At 56.4% G+C, this 1,720-nt stretch carries 2 protein-coding genes; one reads left to right on the forward strand and one right to left on the reverse strand.

Annotated elements, in window-relative coordinates:
* Window positions 1-77 precede the first annotated feature (77 nt).
* The gene (locus tag AC1D35_RS35910) at window positions 78-431 is read right to left on the reverse strand and encodes a PAS domain-containing protein (RefSeq protein ID WP_477942745.1); all 354 of its coding nucleotides are present in this window, start codon (window positions 429-431) and stop codon (window positions 78-80) included.
* A gap of 921 nt (window positions 432-1,352) precedes the next feature.
* Between AC1D35_RS35910 and AC1D35_RS35915 the strand changes: the two genes are divergently transcribed.
* Window positions 1,353-1,720: NAD-dependent epimerase/dehydratase family protein (locus AC1D35_RS35915; RefSeq protein WP_477942747.1), on the forward strand; the 368-nt coding region annotated here is incomplete at its 3' end.

The raw sequence follows: 1,720 nt of genomic DNA on the forward strand, positions 1-1,720 counted from the left end.
AGTTGATGCCGATATGGTTCATCGTGAAAAGCTGCTCTGTCATTTGCCTCTATCCCGATCGTCGTCAGATCGTTGTGTCAATTCGGAGTTGGACTCTCGAAGGGGTAGATGATCCCGGCGAAATGGGCGGGACTGCCTGTGCGWTCGCGAAAACATCTGCCGTGAGCCATCACTTGCCTGATCGTCCCGGCGCCATCCATCACTCGGTAGACGGCGCTATAGGGCAGGCCGTCTGCGACGGCCCTCAACCGCAGCTTGACGACATCGTCGCGATCGGCCTGGTGGACACGGGCTAGGTAGTCAACAGGGGAGAGGCCGAGCAGCGTCGCCACCGGATTAAGTCCGAAGAGGGCTGCTACGGCTGTGTCCGCATAAAGCGCATTTTCGGCAAGCGACCAAGTGAATATGCCGGCTTCCGCATCATCCTCCATTCGAGCCCTCCTCCAGCTCAAAAAAAATCGTCAAAACGCAATGCACAGTGCAACGGCTCGAAGCGACGCTTCGGCCGCGCCTGGATCGCCGTCTTCCGAACGCCGAGAACCAGTGCAGCGCTATGTCGCGGAAACCACGGCTTCGTTCCGGCTCCAACCTGGAAAACCACCCACGACTTCGCTGTTGTCCGCTTTTTGTGCCTGTCACGATCTCCTCCAAATCGACCGTGTTATGCAAAGCTGATCGAACGATAAAAAATTGTCAATAGTTGATCACGAAATCTGGGCAATCATCGACTCCTTATGGATTGGGTTCTTTGAGGGAGTATGGAACCCTCGAATTGGCTGTGATCGCTGAAAAGGATGGGCGGAAGGTCCGCAGCCTTTCCAGATACGTCAGGTTCTGAAGCGTGAATTTGCTCGAACAATCCACAGGCATGCGCTAAAAATTATCAATCGATCAAAAATGCTTGACGCGAGCCGCGAATTGCGGGACGTTCTGCGCCGATCAGATTGTGATGCATCTCATCGGAGGAGGCTGAGGTGACCCGAGTTGGGAATTTTGCTGTCATCCCTGGCGTGCGTCGGTCTTTGGCTAGCGACGGGCGTTCTCGCAATCTGTTTCCCTGTGCGGGGGGGGCGAGCGCGCCTGAAGGGTTTCTGCTCATGGGCTGCTCGAACCACGCTTATCCGGCCACGGATCATCAGGTTCTGTCTTCTGTCATCACTTTCGTCGTCGTCGGCCGGCCCCATCCCAGGGGTGACGCGGTGAGTTGGCAATTCTCTTTCTCGCCGTGCTTTCGATTTGCCAGATCGATGGTGCGATCAAGCATGTGTCTTCGGCGCCGTAAAGCCCGCTTGTGACGCCTTTTGTCCACGGCCGCCTTCGTAATCCATCCAGCATTTAAGGAGACAATCGTCATGAAAACAGTTTTGGTCGCGGGCGCCGTCGGTGTCATCGGACGCGCTGTCCTTGCACATTTCGAACAGCAAAAAGATGTCAGGATCATTGGTCTGTCCAGACGCCGTCCCGAATTCGAGACCCGCGCCGAACACATCTCCGTCGATCTTCTGGACGAGGCCGACACGGTGTCGAAGCTTTCTGAGGCAAGCGGAACGACGCATATCGTCTATGCGGCCTACAAGGAGCTTCCGACACGCCACGAGCTCGTCGCGCCCAATCTTGCCATGCTGCGCAATGTCGTGAAGGCCGTCGAACAGGCGTCTCCATCGCTGAAGCATGTGACGCTGATGCAGGGGGGAAAAGCCTATGGGTGTCACCTTGGACC

This window comes from Rhizobium sp. P1_E6 (assembly GCF_056405875.1).